Origin of the sequence: Pseudomonas sp. FJ2-5-13, from assembly GCF_029201605.1 — a bacterium.
Lineage (GTDB): Bacteria > Pseudomonadota > Gammaproteobacteria > Pseudomonadales > Pseudomonadaceae > Aquipseudomonas > Aquipseudomonas lactis.
Map to the genome: position 1 here is coordinate 1,911,189 of NZ_CP104045.1, position 15,869 is coordinate 1,927,057.

Here is a 15,869-nt window from a genome sequence, read left to right on the forward strand (position 1 = left end):
CACTGGCGCTTATTGGCTTTGCAGCTCATCCAGTTGAACCTGCAGCATCTTTTCCAGTGCCTGCATGAGTTGTTCCAGGGCCTTGATACCGCTTTCGATCACGGCCCACTCCTCATTGCGCGAACAGCTTTGCTCCAAGGCTTCGCATTGCCCCGCCAATGAATGGGCTTGCACGATACGGGCTGCGCCCTTGATCTTGTGGGCTTGCTCAATGATTTCCGAGAGTGGAGCGTGTCGATCCAGCAGTTCGCTAAGGATCTGGCGGTCTTGATGGCTGCTGCTCAGTAGTTCCTCCAGCAGGCGTCGACTCAAATGGGGGTCACCGCCGGTCAACGCTTCCAGGCATTGGAGGTCCAGTCGTTGGTGCACGGCTTTAGGGACAATGTGTGCCAGTTGGCGCTCCAGTACGGTGAGGCTGATGGGCTTGAACAGACAGTCATCCATGCCGGCCTGCACGCATCGTTGCCTTTCTTCTGGCTGGGCATTGGCGGTAAAGCCCAGCACCACGCAGGGCACCAATTGTTCGCGCTGCTCATACTCACGGATTGAGCGACTCAGTTCATAGCCATTCATGATGGGCATGTTGCAGTCGGCAATCACCAGGTCGAAATGCTCTTTACGCCAGGCCTGGAACCCCGCCGCACCGTGCTCGGCAGCGGTGAATTTATGCCCCAGGTAGCCCAGTTGCTGGCACATCAGCAGGCGGTTCGCCGGGTGGTCATCTACCACCAGTACGTTAAGCACCAGTGCGGTGGCCGGCGTTTGCGGCGTGTGTTCACCCTCCGCCTGGATCGCTTGCAGGCGAGGCATGCTCAGGTTGACGTGCACCTGGGTGCCCACCATGGGCACGCTGCTCAGGCTCAATTGGCCGCCCATCATCGCGCACAGGCTGCGGCAGATCACCAGACCCAGGCCCGCGCCGCTGCGGGCCAGTTGCCCGGAGTTGTCCGCTTGGGCAAAGGGTTCGAACAGGCGCAGTTGGTCCTCCCGGCTGATGCCGATGCCGGTGTCTTCCACTACTAGTTTCAGCTCGATCTGCTCCGGTGCCTGGGTTGGCTGCAGCTCAACCTTGATCTTGACCTGCCCCTGTTCGGTGAACTTGATCGCGTTGCTCACAAGGTTCGATAGCACCTGCTTGAAGCGCAGCGGGTCTATCAGCACCTCGATATCGTTCAGGTCGGGTTTGAACTCCAGCAGCAGGCTGAGGGTTTTCTGGCGTGCCAGCCCATCGAAGACGCGCACCACTGATTCAATCACCTCCCGCAGGTTGACGCGCTCCGGCGCCAGGCTGAGGCGGCCGGACTCGATACGCGCGATGTCGAGGATGTCACCGATCAGCTCCAGCAGGTCTCTGGCCGAGTTGTACGCCACCTCGATCGCCGGGCGGTCAAGATGCCCTTGGTCGGCGCGCTTGAGCGTCAGTTCGAGCATGCCGATCACGGCGTTCATCGGGGTGCGAATCTCGTGGCTCATGGTGGCCAGGAACGTGCTCTTGGCGCGGTTGGCCTCGTCGGCACGCTCCTTGGCAGCGCGTAGTTCATCGAATAGCTGGCGTCGGTCACTGATATCGATCCAGCCACCGATGATGCCTTGGACTTCGCCCGTAGAGTCGCGGTAGGGCAGGATCCAATGGTAGATGGTCAGTTTCCTGTCGTGGATATGCAGGCTGCGATCGAGGATCAGCGGGTTACCCTCGGCCACCACGCGCAGATAGTCAGCATGATACTGGGCGGCTTCCGAGGCCAGGGCCATGGTCATCTGGGTCACGCTTTTGCCGATCACCTCTTCGCGCTTGACATCGAACACCTGCAGGTAGCTGTCGTTACAGGTCTGCAACAGCCCATTGCGGTCGCGCACGTAGATCGGATGGGGCGTCTCATTGACCAGTGCGCGCATGAACTCGAACTGATCGTTGAGGGCGCGTTCGGCCATTTTTCGATGCTTGATCTGGCGACGCATGTAGGCGTTCCAGGCCAGGGAGATCAATAGCAGCAGCCCGGTGCCGATGATGATGCGCGCGATCAGTTGATGGTAATTACGCCAGTAGCTGTCGGATGCGGCGGTGTAGCCACGCCAGCGGCTGTTGATCACACCCATTTCATCCGGGGCAATGCTGAGCAGGGCCTTGTCGAGGATGGAGCTCAACTCCGTGGCTTGACGCGAGGTGGCCAGGGTGAAGGTCGCAGGGGTCGTGCCGATGCTGGCGCTGATTTGCAACTTATCCTGGAAGACCTGGGAAGACAGGAAGTAGTTGGCGATCACCAGGGTGTTCACTGCGCCATCCACTTGTCCCTGTGCGAGCAGCTCCGATGCTCTGAACGTATCACTGGTTTCCACCAGTTGAACCTGCGGGAAGTCTTTGCTCAAGGTCGCGGCCAGTGGGCTGCCTCGGGTGATTGCCAGACGCTTTCCTGCCATCTGCTCCATGTTCGAGGGGGCACCTTGCTCTCTGCGTGTCAACAATACATAGGAGTTTTCCAGGTAGGGGCGACTGAAATTAAGCTGCGAATCTCGTTCGTTGCTGGGCACGATGGCGCCGATCATATCGATTTTCTGGGCCGCGACCTGTTCTATCATCGCGCCGACCTCGCGGCCGCGCTGCACCGAAAAGCGCAGGCCGGTGCGCAGACGAATCAACTCCAGCAAGTCAGCGGTGATGCCGCGAAAGTTGCCGTCCGCATCGAAGAACGTCAGGGGCGCGAAGGTTTCGTTGACGATCACCGTGACCACCGGATGCTCTTTAAGCCAGCGTTCTTCGCGCTGGGTCAGTTGCAGTTTCTGGTCGGTCAGCAGAATGTCGCTGCCGGCGCTCCAGCGCTTGGCAATGCTGTCCCTTTCGTTGATGGGCACTGAGGCCAGGGCTGAATCGACAATGCTGAGGAGCATCCGGTTGTCCTGGCGCGTGGCAAAACTGAAACCATACGCTTCATGCTTGCCGAAGTTGGCCATGCGAATGTTTTTGAGATAGCCCTTGTTGATCATGTAATGGGTGGAAATGGTGTCACCGAGAAACACATCCGCCTGGTCGAAGGCCACTGCATTCAAGGCATTTTGATAAGACGGGTAGGCACGGATGATCGCCTTGGGGTACAGCTTTTCCACCTCATTGAGCGGCAGGTAGTGATAGACAAGGCTCAGGCGCAGCCCGTCGAGGCCTTCGCTGAGGCTGCGGGTTTCTCCCTCGCGCGTGACCAGCACCGGCTGGTCCACGGCATAGGGTTCGGAGAGGATAAGGTTCGGCGTTGCCGCTTCAAACCCGTTGGAGGAGCCCAGCAGGTCAATTTCCCCGGCTTCCAGGGCACGAATGGCCGCCGCCCGGGACGGGTAGCGCATCACAGTGATGGGCAGGGAGAGTGCCTTGGCCAGCAAGCCGGCGTAATCGGCGGTAAGGCCTTCATAATCATGGCCGCTGGAAGTGAGGTCAAAGGGCGGGTAGTCTGGGGTGGATGTACCCAGCGTTAGTTCACGTTTGTTCTGCAGCCACTGGCGTTGGGCCTTGTCAAAATGAGTGTCCAGTTGAACAGCTCCCGCGCGACTCAAGAGGGTGAAGCGTTCCGGGCTGGTTTGGTGCTCAGCGAGCACAGTCGTGCTGAAGTACAAACCGGCACTTAATATTATTAGATAGTCCTTTATACGCCTGGGCATCCGCTTTCTCACACTAGCGCGTTTCGTTTTGCCATCTCGATGAGGTCAACCAAGGATTTGGCTTGGAGTTTTTGCATGAGTCTCTTTTTATAAGTGCTGACGGTCTTGTTACTTAAGAACATGCCTTTGGCGATTTCCTTGTTAGTGCGGCCCTGTGCAAACAGTTGCAGGACCATCAGTTCCCGGTCGTTGACGGTCTTGAACAGTTCCAGCTCTTGAGCATCCATGCCTTCGGTTCCGGGGCCATTCAAAGCCTGGCTGGGGAAGTAGTTGTAGCCGGACAGCACCGCGCGAATGGCACTCAGCAACTCGCTCAGGTCACCCTCCTTGCACACGTAGCCTTCGGCCCCCGAGCGCATGCAGCGCGTGGCAAACAGCGTGGGGCATTGGGCCGTGAGGACGAGGGTTTTCATCGAGGTGTTCATGGCATTGAACCGGCAGAGCACCTCAAGGCCATCAAGTTTCGGGATGCTGATGTCGAGAATCACCAGGTCTGGAAGGCATTCACGGACCATCTGTATGGCATCGCACCCGTTATCTGTTTCGCCGACGACTTTGTAACCTTCGTGCTCCAGCAACATTCGAATGGCAAGCCGGATAACGGGGTGGTCATCGATAATAAAAACTGTGTTCATAGTCACTTTCCATGCAGGTGCAGATAAAGCGGGCACATTAGCTCAGAAGGTGAGTGCACAGTATGAAGCTCGCACGGAGTAGATGCAGAACAGGAAAGTTCCTACATTTAAAAAGGTATAGACCTACAAGTTGTTAGGTAATCGTGACAGGGCATGTGAGCGTTTTGAGGATGGGCCAGGCAAGAAGGGAGGCTTGGAGATTTACGGCGGACCCCGAATCGTTTTTCGTTGTAGGGGATGTTTAAAATCCTACAGGAGTGGGTTAAAAGTTGAGCGGACTAATCGCTCAAGTTCATCTTTGTTCAAAGGCTTTGATAAGTAGCCAAGGAGGGGGAGACTTCGTTGTGCGGCTTGTATCGTCAGGTTAACCAATTCCGAGGTGGGTAAACCGCTTAACAAGATAGCGCTGGTGATGAAGCGCCGGCGGCTGGCGATTTCCACCAGTTCAAGCCCGGGCAGGTCGGGCAGGCATTGGTCGCATAACATCAGGTCGAAAGGGTGTTCGGACTGACTCATCACGCGTATGGCTTGCTCGGCGTTTTCCACCGGGGTCAGTTTTTCGAAGCCGAAGCTTCTGAGCAGGCACTGGGTGGCCATGAGTTGAAAGGGGTGATCCTCCACCAAAAGAATACGAAGAGAATAGCTGGGCATAAAGAGCACACAGTAAGGCAAGCGTCGATGGGGGCAGTAGGAATTACTCGGCGGGTCCGTTGGGGCGCGCGTGATTATTCTTCGTGCGCCTGTACGAATTCGATCAGGCTGCTCTGTTCCCATCGTAGGGCAATTCGCTTCAGGGAACAGGCAGTTGGATGGAGTCGTTATTGAGGGCTGGAGCGCCCGGTCATTTCCCGTGCCATTTCGGTGGCGTAGCTGTCGGTCATGCCGGCGATGAAGTCGATCATGCGCAGGAAAGAGGCGTGCAGCGGCCAGGCGGGGTCCGGCGCGCTATTGCCCAGCAAATCGAGAATGCGCCGGTTCTTGAACGACGGCGTGCGCCCGCCATGTTGTTCCAGGGCCGCGCCGCAAAAGGCATTCAGCAGGATTTCCAGGGTGGTATAGGCCCCGATCTCATGCAACGTCTTGCGCTTGTCCTGGAAGATCTTCTTGCGTGCCATGTCCTTGGCATCCAGCACGCAGCGCTTTGCCGGGCCGTGCATGTGTTCCACCAAGTCACCGGGCAGCGTGCCGGCCAACAGGGCGTCCTGCTGTTCGACAAACGCCTGCGCCGCCGCATTGGTCAGGTGCTCGATGGCTTTGCCGCGCAGGATCGCCAGCTTGCGGCGACGTGAGTCCATTGGGCCCAGTTGGCGATAGGTTTGCGGCAGGTCATCGCCGACCAGGTTCAGCAGCAGCGACTCGACTTCGGCGTACTGCAGAAGCTCCATTTCCAGGCCGTCTTCCAGGTCGATCAGCGCATAGCAGATATCGTCGGCGGCCTCCATCAGGTAGACGAGCGGGTGACGTGCCCAGCGTTGCTCCTCCAACTGGGGCAGGCCAAGCTTGTGGGCGATCTGCTCAAGAATCGGCAGTTCGCTCTGGTAACAGCCGAACTTGTGTTTCTTGTAGCCCAGCGAGTCGGCGTGGCGGGCGGTCCAGGGGTATTTGAGGTAAGTGCCCAAGGTGGCGTAGGTCAGCCGCGTGCCGCCGTCGAACTGATGGTATTCAAGTTGGGTGAGTACCCGAAAGCCCTGCGCATTGCCTTCGAAGTTCAGGAAGTCATTGCGTTCGGCGCTGCTCATGTCATCCAGCCAGCCGCGCCCGGCGGCCTGTTGGAACCAGTGGCGAATGGCGTCTTCGCCCGAGTGCCCGAACGGCGGGTTGCCGATGTCATGGGCCAGGCAGGCCGATTGCACCACCATGCCCAGGTCGCTCGGGTCGCACCAGTCGGGCAGGGCGCTGCGCAAGGTTTCGCCCACGCGCATGCCGAGTGAACGCCCCACGCAGCTGACTTCCAGGGAGTGGGTCAAGCGTGTGTGGATATGGTCGTTGCTCGAAACCGGGTGCACTTGGGTCTTGCGCCCCAGGCGCCGGAACGCGCCGGAGAAAATAATGCGGTCGTGATCTTTGTGGAAGGGGCTACGGCCCAGTTCTTCGGGGCTGTGCAGGGGTTTTCCAAGACGTTCGCGGGTCAGCAGGGTGGGCCAATCCAAGGCGCAGGTTCTCCGTAAGATGAATGACAGTTCCAGCTTCCCGCTTCCGCTTTTGTGGTGCAAGCGAATCCAGCGGTAAGCCGAGTCGATATCAATTAACAGCCAGCGCAAAAAACCGCAATGACCAGCACGTGTCTGGTCATTGCGGTCATCGGCTCACGCGTATCAGCTTTTGCGCGAAGAGCTTTGCATGGCCAACTTGATCAGCGGGATCAACCCGGCACCCAGCCGCACCAGGCGCGTGATGCTGCTGATGCTGCCGCCCTTGGCGCCTTTGCCGGTAAAGAAGCCCATCAGCGTGACCGCCGCCACGCCCCACAACGGCGCGTGCTTGATGCCCAGGCTGTCCTGCCAGTTGTGACGCATGTTGCGCATTTTGTGCAGGGGCGCCATGAGTTGTTGTGACTCATGCCGGATTTCCTGGCGGTGCATTTCCATGCGCAGGCGGATCAAGGCTTTGCGCATTTCCCGGCGTGATGTGTTTTGCGGGATCTCAGTCATGCTCATGGCAGCAGGCGCTCCCGGTCATTGGCCAATTCTTCGAGCGTGGCGTGGAAGGGCGTGGATTCATCGAACACCGCCGCCTTCAAACGCACACCGCAGAACGCAGCGGCCAGGCTATAGAACACGCACAGGCAGATGATGCCGGTCAGGCGATAGCCCGTATCCCACACCAGGATCATCACCAGCGTCGACAACCCCACCAGCAACAGCAGGGCAAACACCAACGCCAGGCCGGCAAACAGCAATAGGCTGACGGTGCGGGCCTTTTGCTCTTGTAATTCAATGCCGAACAACTCGACGTGACTGTGCAGCAAGCCCAGCACAGCTGCGCCCAGGCGTCGGGAGGTCGAACCGCTTGCTGAGGAATGTGCGCTCGAAGATGAGCCGGATTCGCCGATAGACATGGTTAGCGCCTTGTAGCCAGCAGACCGATCAAAAAGCCTACGCCGGCAGCAATGCCGACCGACTGCCATGGGTTGGCTTGCACGTAGTCTTCGGTGGCAGTGATCGCCGCCTGGCCGCGCTCGCGCAACGAGTCTTCAGTCAATTGCAGGGTCTCGCGGGCCTTGAGCAGGCTCTCGTGGATCTTGGTGCGCAGCTCGTCAGCCTGGTCACCGGCCAGCACGGCGGTGTCGTCCAGCAACTTTTCGGTATCGCTGACCAGGGTTTGAAAATCCTCCATCAGTATCTCTTGAGCAGTCTTTGCTGTTTTACCGGCCATGGTTGTCTCCGTGGGTAGCTGATCTGTACGTGTGGTTTCGAGTCGCGGCGTTGGCTGAAGGTTCAGTGCAATTGTGTGGTACAGCTTTTGCTTTGCCTTGGTGCGCAGGCCCTGGGGCCTGCGCTGAATCCGGGCGGTCGAGGTGAAAACCTTGAAAAACCTTACCCTAAATCACTCAACTTCGCGGAAAAACCCTGTCGGCAACGGCCTGTTGTGTTGATCGCTGCGCTAAAGCGGTTCACGCCCTCTGAAGAAGGGTGAAGCCGGCGGTGCCAATTTAGTGCGCGAAACCCTGGCTTGAACCGCTTTGGTGCTTTTTGCCTTGATGCAGGCCTGCCAACCTCCATGGAAAACTTGCAAAGCGCAGTGGACACCCTTGTCCACAGTTCCAACACCCTGTTCATCCTGATTGGCGCGGTCATGGTGCTGGCCATGCACGCCGGCTTTGCCTTCCTTGAAGTCGGCACGGTACGCCAGAAGAACCAGGTCAACGCCTTGTCGAAAATCCTCAGTGATTTTGCGATTTCAACGCTGGCCTATTTCTTTATAGGCTATTGGATCTCCTACGGTGTGAGCTTCCTGCAACCGGCCGCCGTGATCAGCGCCGATCATGGTTACGGCCTGGTGAAATTTTTCTTCCTGCTGACGTTTGCCGCGGCGATTCCGGCGATCATTTCCGGCGGGATTGCCGAGCGTGCGAAGTTTGCGCCGCAGCTGTGTGCCACCGCGCTGATCGTGGCGTTTATTTACCCGTTCTTCGAAGGCCTGGTGTGGAACGGCAACTTTGGCTTGCAAGCCTGGCTGCTCGCAACCTTTGGCGCCAGCTTTCACGACTTTGCCGGTTCCGTGGTGGTGCACGCCATGGGCGGCTGGCTGGCGCTGGCGGCGGTGTTGCTGCTGGGCCCGCGCAATGGGCGTTACCGTGAAGGACGCCTGGTGGCGTTTGCGCCGTCGAGCATTCCTTTCCTGGCGCTGGGCTCGTGGATTCTGATCGTGGGCTGGTTCGGCTTCAACGTGATGAGCGCGCAAACCCTCGATGGCGTCAGTGGCCTGGTGGCCGTCAATTCGTTGATGGCCATGGTCGGTGGCACCGTGGCTGCTTTGGTGATTGGTCGTAACGATCCGGGTTTCCTGCACAACGGTCCCTTGGCCGGGCTGGTGGCGATCTGCGCCGGTTCCGACCTGATGCACCCGGTGGGCGCGCTGGTCACGGGTGTGGTCGCTGGCGGTTTGTTCGTGTGGTGCTTTATCGCGGCCCAGTCGCGCTGGAAGATCGATGACGTGCTGGGTGTGTGGCCGTTGCATGGCTTGTGTGGTGTGTGGGGCGGCATTGCCTGCGGCATCTTCGGCCAGACCGCCCTGGGTGGGCTGGGCGGTGTGAGCCTGATCAGCCAGTTGATCGGCACCGGGCTGGGCGTGGTGGTAGCGTTTGGCGGCGGCTTGCTGGTGTACGGCGTGATCAAGCGCGTGCAAGGGCTGCGCTTGACCCAGGAGCAGGAGTATTACGGCGCGGACCTGTCGATCCACAAGATCGGCGCGGTCAGTCAGGATTGATCGGCGCGTCTTCATCTGTATGTGGCGGCGGGTAAAAACCGTGTAGCAGGCGGTAGCGGTTGTGCCGTACCTCATCCACCCGCGCCTGCACCTGTTGGTCCGGCAGGCCCAGCAGGATCAGGGCGTGGGCGGCGAGCATCAGGCTCGACTCCAGCAACTCGGGCACCACTTCGCTGGCGCCCGCGGCCTTGAGTTCAGCCAACTGGCTGTCATCGCGGGTGCGCACCAGGATCGGCACGTCGGGGTTGATCTGCCGCGCCTCCTTGAGCACCACCAGGGCGACATCGCTGTTGTCCACCGCGATCACCACCAACCGCGCTCGCTCCAGGCCGACGGCACTGAGCAAGGCGCCACGGCGGCAGTCGCCGTAATGCACGCTGCTGTCCTCGGTGGCGGCTTCCTGCACCCGTTCGGGGTCATCATCCAGGGCGATAAACGCCTGTTGTTCGCGGCGCATAAAGCGCCCAATGGACTGGCCTACGCGGCCATAGCCGCAAATCACTACGTGCCCGTGCAGTTGGGCATTGAGCGCGGTGATCTGCTCCAGTTGCACTTGCTGGTTGGGCTTGCGGTGCAGGCGCAGGGCAACGGCCGGTGCCGCACGCAACAGCAGCGGTGTCAGCAGCATCGAGCAGAAGGTGGCGGCCAGTAGCAGGCCGTTGAACTCATCGGGAATCAACCGGCTCTGCTGCATCTGCGCCATCAGCGCAAAACAGAACTCGCCGCCCTGGGCCAGCGCCAGACCGCTGCGCCAGGCTGTTTCGGTGTCACTGTTACGCCACTTGACCAGCGCCGCGACGACGCTGCCTTTGACCAGCATCAGCGTGAGCGTCAGGCCGAGGATCAACAGGCTGTGGCTGACGAACAACTGCAGATCGATGAGCATGCCGATGCTGACAAAAAACAGCCCCAGCAGGATGTCGCGAAACGGGCGGATATCCGCTTCGATCTGGTGCCGGTAATGACTCTCGCCCAGCAGCATGCCGGCCAGGAACGCACCGAGGGCAGGGGAGAGGCCCAGCAGGTGGGTGAGCCACGCGGTGAGCAAGACAATCACCAGCGCCAGCAGCACAAACAGCTCCGCCGAATGGGACGCGGCGACTTCACGGAACAAGCGCGGCAGCAACCAGCGGCTGGCGAGCAACAGGCCCACGAACAGCACCACGGTCTTGCCCAGGGTCAGCGGCAGCGCCCAGTACCAGGCTTGGTCACTGCTGCCGGCAAACACCGGCACCAACGTCAGCAGCAACACCGCCACGACGTCCTGAAACAGCAACACGCCTATCGCGTTCTGGCCATGACTGCTGAAGATCTCACCGAGGCTGGTCAACTCCTTGCTGACAATGGCCGTGGACGATAACGCCAGCCCTGCGCCCAGCAGCAACGCGATGCCGGGTGCGAGGCCAAAGCCCATCAGTAATACGCCCAGCAATGCCCCACACCCCAGCACTTGCAGGCTGCCCAGGCCAAATACCACGCTGCGCAGCGCCAACATTTTCGACAGGGAAAACTCCAGCCCCAGGGAAAACAGCAGGAACACCACGCCCATCTCAGCCAGGTCCGGCAGGTCTTCGTTGTCATTGACCCAGTCCAGCGCGGTGGGCCCCACTGCCAGGCCAACGCACAGGTAGCCCAGCACAGGCGGCAGTTGCAGCCGGCGAAACAACGCAATCACCACCAGGGATGAAGCCAGGATAATCAGCAGGTTGGCGAACACAGGCATCTCCGTTGCAGGGTGAGCGGCAAAAAAGCCGCGAGAATCGCTGAATCAGTTATAGGCCATGGTGATCTGGATCAGGCTTTTTACACCGTAGGAGCGAGCTTGCTCGCGAAAAACGTCAACGCTGACGCGGGGTTCCTGAAGGAACGCGGCGCACCGGAGTTTTTCGCGAGCAAGCTCGCTCCTACAAGGGGATTGTTGGGCTTAGAATGGAGGTTCGTTTTGTGACCTGAGTCCTTCATCATGCTTCCTGAATGCCAGCTGTTCGGCACCCTGGGTTGCCATCTGTGTGAGATCGCCGAAGCCGAAATCATGCCGCTCGTCGAACACGGGCTGTTGGTGGAGTTGGTGGATATCACCGATCCCCAGGACCTGACAGACGTCTACGGCCTGCGAATTCCGGTGCTTCGCCGCATGGACACCGGGGCGGAACTGGACTGGCCGTTCGACACCGATCAGGTGGTTGCCTTCCTGCGCTGAGATTTATGCGATGGCGGCTTTTCAAATATTCAGTTACTGTATATTCGTACAGCGATTGAATAGAGGGAACGCCCGTGGTGAATGTTGAACAACTTAAAAGCAGCGTCAATCGCATGTCCGCCGATGTGGTGCGCGACGCGGTGAACGAGCTGCGCCTCGATGGCCTGGTCACGGAAGGCAAGACACCGTTTAACAAAGTGCATTTCAACACCTGCTTTGCGGAAATCGAGGCGCTGTTCCAGCGCGCCGGTTATCACAAGCAGCTGGATGTGGTGGGTTATCAGGGCTTGCTCTACGCGCTGTATGACCCGGGCCGTTGGGAAGCGGTAGACGTGCTGCGCTGGCTCAAGGAATTCACCGAGGCGGCGAGCGCCTCGCCGGTGCTGCGGGCTCAACTGGCCAAGGCCTGAGATAGGCCCTAGGCAATCGCGCGTCATGGGCGATAATGCCCGCCTGTTTTCCAGGCTTCGAGTGTCGGCATGTCCACTTCCGGTTTTTCCCCCTCCCAGCACCAAGCCAGCACCCTGTACTTGCCGCCGGGCTCCTGGGTGACGGTGCTCGACTGCCTGTGCGCACATTTCCCGGCCATTGGCCGTGAACAGTGGCAGGACCGCATTGCCCGAGGCCGGGTGCTGGATGTCAACGGCAGCCCGATCAGCCTGGGCCTGGGCTACAAGGAAGGCCTGTGCATCTATTACTTTCGCGAAGTGCTCAACGAAAAAGTGATCCCGGTGCAGGAAAACATCCTGTACGCCGATGAGCACCTGGTGGTAGCGGACAAACCGCATTTCCTGCCAGTGACACCCGCTGGCGAGTATGTCGAGCACACTTTGTTGCGACGCTTGATCCGGCGCCTGGACAATCCGGCCCTGGTGCCTCTGCACCGTATCGACCGGCATACGGCGGGGTTGGTGCTGTTCTCCGCCAACCCGAACAGTCGTTCGGCCTACCAGCAACTGTTTCCCACGCGGCGTATCGACAAATTCTACGAAGCCATCGCCCCGGCCTTGCCGCACCTTACTTTCCCGTTGGTGCACAAAAGCCGCCTGGTGGATGGCGAACCTTTCTTTCGCATGCAGGAAGGGCCGGGCGCCAGCAACACCGAGACGGCGGTAGAGGTGCGCGAGAAAAATGGTGATCTATGGCGCTACGGCCTGTTCCCGGTGACCGGCAAGAAGCACCAGCTGCGCGTGCATATGACGGCGCTGGGGGCAAGCATCTGCAATGACCCGTTCTACCCCGAAGTGATCAAGGATGCCGAGGACGATTACGCCAAGCCACTCAAGCTGTTGGCCCAGGGCGTGCGCTTTATCGACCCGGTGAGCGGCCAGGAGCGCAGCTTCCGCAGCCAGATCACCCTGGACTGGTAAACCCCAGGAACAACAAGGCCCGCGCGAGGCGGGCCTTGTGTGCAAGCGCTAAGGCTTACAGGTCTTTAACGGTGCGAACCTGATCTTTGTTGATACGGGTGTGCTTGCCGTCCAGTTGTTCGAATTCGTAGAAGCCCGAATCTTCATCGTACTTCGGGGTGTCGACGGCCTGGATTTCGCGACCGTCATTCAGGGTGATCACTGTTGGCGAAGCGCAACCGGCGAGGGTAGCGAGGCCCAGTGCAAGCATGAGAGCGGCGATGGTCCGTTGAGTCATGAGTTTGTCTCCGAGAGAATACTTTTAAATTGCTGACCTTGTGACGTACGGGACGCCGGCAAAGTTCCTTGTGCAGGCTTCATTCTGACATGCCAGCCCCGGGGTGCAACAGCTCGGGCGTATTAAGATTGGCCAGGCGCGGGTCATTGGCCGGGCATTGCAGGGCCACCGCGCCCAGTTGCAGCCAGAGCTTGCGCGGGCTGCGTTCACCCGCTTGCCACGCCTGTTCCACCTGGTTTTTCAGGCCAGTGGGGATGATGCACAGCAAGGGTTCCCAGTATTCCCCCTGGCGCACCATCACCGGTAGCTGCGGGTTGCGTCGTGAGGTCGCACGCAGGTCGGCCAGCAACCGCGCATCGATCTGCGGCACATCGCAAGGCAAGATCAGCAGATGCGCATGGCGTGCGGCGAAGAGTCCTGCGCGGATACCGGCCAGCGGGCCGGGGAAGTCCGGGCTGTCATCGCTCACCTGTTGGTCGGCATAGGGTGCGTAGCGTTCATGGTTGCGGTTGCACGAGATGATCAGGTCATCGGTGAGCGGCCGCGCCAGCTGGTGCAGGTGGGCGATCAAGGGCTGGCCTTGCCATTCCAGCAGGCCTTTGTCCTGGCCGCCCATGCGGTGGCCGCGACCTCCGGCCAGCAACAGGATCGAACACGGCAGGGAGGAAAATTCAAAGCTCATGGTGGTTGCGCTGCGGCAGGTAAACAGGGGCCTGTGATATAACATCGGGCTGTTCCTTCGACAACCGGACCGTGCCATGAAAGCCAAGGCCGATGCGCCCTTCGTACCCCTCAATATTGCTGTATTGACCGTCAGCGACACCCGCACCCTGGAGACTGACACCTCCGGCCAGGTCTTTGTCGACCGCCTCACCGCCGCCGGCCACCACCTGGCCGAGCGCGTGCTGCTCAAGGACGACCTCTACAAGATCCGCGCCCAGGTGGCCCACTGGATCGCCGAAGACGTGGTTCAAGTGGTGCTGATTACCGGCGGCACCGGCTTCACCGGCCGCGACAGCACGCCTGAAGCAGTGAGCTGCCTGCTCGACAAGCAGGTCGATGGTTTTGGCGAGCTGTTCCGCCAGATATCCGTGGCCGATATCGGCACCTCCACCGTGCAATCGCGCGCCTTGGCGGGGTTGGCCAATGGCACCCTGGTGTGCTGCCTGCCAGGCTCCACCAATGCCGTGCGCACCGGTTGGGACGGCATCCTCGCCGAGCAGTTGGATAACCGTCACCGCCCGTGCAATTTCGTCCCGCATCTGAAGCAGGCCGAACCTTGTGAATCCCGTGGATAAGCCCGGCAAGACCGGCGCCCTGATGCCGGTGGAAGCAGCTTTGCAGCGTTTACTCGACATGGCTGCCGCCGCGCCGATCCGCGAGCAGCAAGTGCTGCCCCTGGCTGAGTGTGATGGCCGGGTATTGGCCCAGGACCTGATCTCCACACTCGACCTGCCGCCGTGGCCCAACAGTGCCATGGACGGCTATGCCGTGCGCCTGGCGGACTGGACGGGCGAACCCTTGGTGGTGAGCCAGCGTATTTTCGCCGGCACTGCACCTGAGCCGTTGGCCGCTGGCACCTGCGCACGCATCTTTACCGGCGCGCCGGTGCCCCAGGGTGCGGACTGCGTGCAGATGCAGGAAAACGCCGTGGTGCATGCCGACCAGCGCGTGAGTTTCACCGAGCCGTTGCAGAGGGGCGACAACATCCGTCCCCAGGGCCAGGAAACCACCGTCGGCGAGACCGTACTCAGTGCCGGCACCCGCCTGGGGCCCATCGAGCTGGGTTTGGCCGCGTCCCTTGGGCGTGATCGACTTGAGGTGGTGCGGCGCGTGCGCGTGGCCGTGTTGTCGACCGGCGATGAACTGATCGAGCCAGGGCTGCCGCTCGGCCTGGGGCAGATCTACAACAGCAACCGCCGCGTGCTGTGCAGTTGGCTGGTGCGCATGGGCTGTGAAGTGATCGATGCCGGGATTTTGCCGGATGATCTGGAACAGACGCGCACGCGCCTGGCGGGGCTGGGCAGCGTTGACCTGATCCTCTCGACCGGCGGTGTGTCGGTGGGCGAGGCGGACTTCCTCGGCATTGCCTTGCGCGAAGAGGGAGAGCTGGCGTTGTGGAAGCTGGCGATCAAGCCGGGCAAGCCGCTGACCTTCGGGCATTTTCGTGGTGTGCCGGTGATCGGTTTGCCGGGCAACCCGGCCTCGACCCTGGTGACCTTTGCGCTGTTGGCGCGCCCTTATCTGCTGCGCCGTCAAGGTGTGCTGGAGGTGCAGCCGCTGCGCTTCGAAGTGCCGGCAGGGTTTGTCTGGCCCAAGCCTGGCAACCGTCGCGAGTACCTGCGTGGGCGGATCGAACAGGGCAAGGCGATCATCTACCGCAACCAAAGCTCCGGGGTGCTGCGCAGTGCGGCATGGGCTGAGGGTTTTGTGGAGGTGATGGAAGGGTCCACGTTGGCCATTGGCGACCGGGTCAATTTCATTCCCTTGAGCGAAGTCCTGAGCTGACCGCGCGCTAAAAAATGTGGGAGCTGGCTTGCCTGCGATGACGCCCTCACAGCCGACCAATATCTACCTGACACCCCAACGATCCAACTGTGGGAGCGGGCTTGCTCGCGAAGGCGGCCTGGCAGGCGACGCAGTTGGATTGGGTACATATCCATTGCTGCGGTAACGGCCACTTAGGGTTCCGCTCTGACAGCGGGTCACTTTTGGAAAAGAGCCCCAAAAGTAACCAAAAGGGCTCTTGCCCCACCACTCGGCACCTCGCTTAGGCTCGGTGTGCCCGCAATCCGCCAGTGATTTGGGGGGCC

The 15,869-nt window shown here is 60.3% G+C and carries 16 protein-coding genes; 6 read left to right on the forward strand and 10 right to left on the reverse strand.

All coding sequences use genetic code 11. The features are described from left to right. Positions 1-9: 9 nt before the first annotated feature. From N2A98_RS08625 to N2A98_RS08655, 7 genes are all read right to left on the reverse strand, one after another. Positions 10-3,645 (reverse strand): transporter substrate-binding domain-containing protein, encoded by a 3,636-nt coding sequence (locus N2A98_RS08625; protein WP_044273994.1) that lies wholly within the window; start codon positions 3,643-3,645, stop codon positions 10-12. Positions 3,646-3,653: 8 nt separating this feature from the next. Then, positions 3,654-4,280 carry a response regulator transcription factor gene (locus N2A98_RS08630; protein ID WP_003189917.1) on the reverse strand — a complete coding sequence of 209 codons (627 nt, stop codon included), beginning with the start codon at positions 4,278-4,280 and terminating at the stop codon, positions 3,654-3,656. A gap of 249 nt (positions 4,281-4,529) precedes the next feature. Further along, on the reverse strand, positions 4,530-4,931 hold the full coding sequence (locus N2A98_RS08635; protein ID WP_032892702.1) for a response regulator: 402 nt from the start codon (positions 4,929-4,931) through the stop codon (positions 4,530-4,532). Between the two features lie 167 nt (positions 4,932-5,098). Further along, complete coding sequence (locus N2A98_RS08640; RefSeq protein WP_032892699.1) at positions 5,099-6,430, reverse strand: deoxyguanosinetriphosphate triphosphohydrolase; 1,332 nt, start codon at positions 6,428-6,430, stop codon at positions 5,099-5,101. A gap of 165 nt (positions 6,431-6,595) precedes the next feature. Then, positions 6,596-6,937 (reverse strand): hypothetical protein, encoded by a 342-nt coding sequence (locus N2A98_RS08645; protein WP_032892697.1) that lies wholly within the window; start codon positions 6,935-6,937, stop codon positions 6,596-6,598. Continuing rightward, entirely contained in the window at positions 6,934-7,338 is a 405-nt protein-coding gene (locus N2A98_RS08650) for a phage holin family protein (RefSeq protein WP_125969718.1), read from the reverse strand. Before N2A98_RS08650 ends, N2A98_RS08645 begins: the two co-directional genes overlap by 4 nt. A 2-nt stretch (positions 7,339-7,340) precedes the next feature. Further along, the gene (locus N2A98_RS08655; protein WP_003189926.1) at positions 7,341-7,655 is read right to left on the reverse strand and encodes a YqjD family protein; all 315 of its coding nucleotides are present in this window, start codon (positions 7,653-7,655) and stop codon (positions 7,341-7,343) included. 345 nt (positions 7,656-8,000) lie between these two features. Here N2A98_RS08655 and N2A98_RS08660 point away from each other — a divergent pair, with 345 nt between their 5' ends. Beyond that, a complete protein-coding gene (locus N2A98_RS08660; RefSeq protein WP_275623268.1) occupies positions 8,001-9,209 on the forward strand; it encodes an ammonium transporter in 1,209 nt (402 codons plus the stop codon). On the opposite strand, the gene N2A98_RS08665 is transcribed toward N2A98_RS08660, so the two are convergent. Next, the gene (locus N2A98_RS08665; RefSeq protein WP_275623269.1) at positions 9,196-10,926 is read right to left on the reverse strand and encodes a monovalent cation:proton antiporter-2 (CPA2) family protein; all 1,731 of its coding nucleotides are present in this window, start codon (positions 10,924-10,926) and stop codon (positions 9,196-9,198) included. The two genes, N2A98_RS08660 and N2A98_RS08665, sit on opposite strands and share 14 nt — an antisense overlap. A 246-nt stretch (positions 10,927-11,172) precedes the next feature. On the opposite strand from N2A98_RS08665, the gene N2A98_RS08670 reads away from it, so the two are divergent. The 3 genes from N2A98_RS08670 to N2A98_RS08680 all read left to right on the forward strand — a co-directional run bounded on the left by N2A98_RS08670 (position 11,173) and on the right by N2A98_RS08680 (position 12,779). After that, complete coding sequence (locus tag N2A98_RS08670) at positions 11,173-11,409, forward strand: glutaredoxin family protein (RefSeq protein WP_003189931.1); 237 nt, start codon at positions 11,173-11,175, stop codon at positions 11,407-11,409. A gap of 74 nt (positions 11,410-11,483) precedes the next feature. Then, entirely contained in the window at positions 11,484-11,819 is a 336-nt protein-coding gene (locus N2A98_RS08675) for a hypothetical protein (protein WP_003189932.1), read from the forward strand. 69 nt (positions 11,820-11,888) lie between these two features. Then, positions 11,889-12,779: a pseudouridine synthase gene (locus N2A98_RS08680; RefSeq protein ID WP_275623270.1), complete on the forward strand. Its 891-nt coding sequence runs from the start codon at positions 11,889-11,891 to the stop codon at positions 12,777-12,779. A 55-nt stretch (positions 12,780-12,834) separates the two neighbouring features. Here the strand turns inward: N2A98_RS08680 and N2A98_RS08685 are convergent, their stop codons facing one another. Next, entirely contained in the window at positions 12,835-13,056 is a 222-nt protein-coding gene (locus tag N2A98_RS08685; RefSeq protein ID WP_003189935.1) for a YgdI/YgdR family lipoprotein, read from the reverse strand. Positions 13,057-13,135: 79 nt separating this feature from the next. Continuing rightward, entirely contained in the window at positions 13,136-13,738 is a 603-nt protein-coding gene (gene mobA / locus N2A98_RS08690; protein ID WP_275623271.1) for a molybdenum cofactor guanylyltransferase MobA, read from the reverse strand. 76 nt (positions 13,739-13,814) lie between these two features. Between mobA and moaB the strand changes: the two genes are divergently transcribed. Together moaB and glp are read left to right on the forward strand one after the other, a co-directional pair. Then, positions 13,815-14,354, forward strand: coding sequence for a molybdenum cofactor biosynthesis protein B (moaB, locus tag N2A98_RS08695; RefSeq protein ID WP_032892684.1), 540 nt, complete (start codon positions 13,815-13,817; stop codon positions 14,352-14,354). Continuing rightward, complete coding sequence (gene glp, locus N2A98_RS08700) at positions 14,338-15,564, forward strand: gephyrin-like molybdotransferase Glp (protein ID WP_275623272.1); 1,227 nt, start codon at positions 14,338-14,340, stop codon at positions 15,562-15,564. Before moaB ends, glp begins: the two co-directional genes overlap by 17 nt. Positions 15,565-15,869 lie beyond the last annotated feature (305 nt).

Excerpts from the sequence above, each read along its gene's own strand:
- mobA (WP_275623271.1), bottom strand. The coding sequence starts at position 13,738 with ATGAGCTTTGAATTTTCCTCCCTGCCGTGTTCGATCCTGTTGCTGGCC.
- N2A98_RS08635 (WP_032892702.1), bottom strand. The coding sequence starts at position 4,931 with ATGCCCAGCTATTCTCTTCGTATTCTTTTGGTGGAGGATCACCCCTTT.
- N2A98_RS08680 (WP_275623270.1), top strand. The coding sequence starts at position 11,889 with ATGTCCACTTCCGGTTTTTCCCCCTCCCAGCACCAAGCCAGCACCCTG.
- N2A98_RS08645 (WP_032892697.1), bottom strand. The coding sequence starts at position 6,937 with ATGAGCATGACTGAGATCCCGCAAAACACATCACGCCGGGAAATGCGC.
- N2A98_RS08625 (WP_044273994.1), bottom strand. The coding sequence starts at position 3,645 with ATGCCCAGGCGTATAAAGGACTATCTAATAATATTAAGTGCCGGTTTG.
- N2A98_RS08630 (WP_003189917.1), bottom strand. The coding sequence starts at position 4,280 with ATGAACACAGTTTTTATTATCGATGACCACCCCGTTATCCGGCTTGCC.
- N2A98_RS08660 (WP_275623268.1), top strand. The coding sequence starts at position 8,001 with ATGGAAAACTTGCAAAGCGCAGTGGACACCCTTGTCCACAGTTCCAAC.
- N2A98_RS08670 (WP_003189931.1), top strand. The coding sequence starts at position 11,173 with ATGCTTCCTGAATGCCAGCTGTTCGGCACCCTGGGTTGCCATCTGTGT.
- N2A98_RS08685 (WP_003189935.1), bottom strand. The coding sequence starts at position 13,056 with ATGACTCAACGGACCATCGCCGCTCTCATGCTTGCACTGGGCCTCGCT.
- N2A98_RS08655 (WP_003189926.1), bottom strand. The coding sequence starts at position 7,655 with ATGGCCGGTAAAACAGCAAAGACTGCTCAAGAGATACTGATGGAGGAT.
- moaB (WP_032892684.1), top strand. The coding sequence starts at position 13,815 with ATGAAAGCCAAGGCCGATGCGCCCTTCGTACCCCTCAATATTGCTGTA.
- N2A98_RS08650 (WP_125969718.1), bottom strand. The coding sequence starts at position 7,338 with ATGTCTATCGGCGAATCCGGCTCATCTTCGAGCGCACATTCCTCAGCA.